At 65.8% G+C, this 874-nt stretch carries 1 pseudogene; it reads right to left on the reverse strand.

Going from position 1 to position 874, the window contains the following annotated elements:
* Window positions 1–73 precede the first annotated feature (73 nt).
* Window positions 74–874, reverse strand: a pseudogene (locus LPA54_RS33210) (hypothetical protein); the annotation flags it as partial.

The raw sequence follows: 874 nt of genomic DNA on the forward strand, positions 1-874 counted from the left end.
GTATCGCCGAGTCCCGTTCGGGCGGCTTCGGCCTCGGCGATACGTTGTGCCGAGTGCAGGTCCATGGTCATCCTCACCAGTGGGTGTCGGGGGCGGGCTTCAGGGTGTTGTCCTTCCAGTTCGAGTACGCCTGGTTGTAGGGCTTCTCGCCGGTCCCGAACTCCTCCTTGGTCAAGCTTGTCAGGTCGCTTTTTCCCAGGGCCTTGTCCATGACGTCCATCCCCATGCCGGTCCAGGCGATGCCGAGACCCGCCTGGTAGGACTTGTACGCCTTGTCCGCTGCGGCCCCGGCGGCCGCCGGGAAGGCCGCTTTGTTCGCCTGCAGCATCTTGGCCATGCCAGCCATCTCCTTGTCGCCGAGATGAAGCACCGTCGACAACGGGCTGACCCGCATCGGTCCCTTCGTGACCAGCCCGACGTTCTGAGAGATGGACTTGCGAATCGCGTTGCGTGCCACTCCGAGGGCCTGCCGACCCGGCCCTGGCGGCATCTTGGTCATCATCCGCCCTGTATCGTCCAGGACGCTCTTGACCCCCCTGAGGCCGCTCTTCAGACCGGCGGTCCGGGCGGCTTGAGCGGCGTTCACGGTGGCCTTGGCGCCGCTGGCAAGTTTCGCAGCGGCCCCGAGACCACCCACGACGAGCAATCCTCCTACGACGTCGAAGATGACGTCCGTCCAGGTGGCGTCCCCGGATGCCACCAGGAGGAGTCTGAGCCCGATCGTGAGTACCGCGATGCCCAGGACCACCCAGCCCAGAACGGGGATGGCGAGGGCCAGGAAGCCCGCCGCTGTCGCGACCCAGCCCAGGACATCGATGAAGGCCTTGATCAGGTCCGCGTTGTCGTGGACCCAGCCCTTCACGTTGTCCCACGT

The organism is Streptomyces sp. DH12 (assembly GCF_020873895.1).
GTDB lineage: Bacteria > Actinomycetota > Actinomycetes > Streptomycetales > Streptomycetaceae > Streptomyces.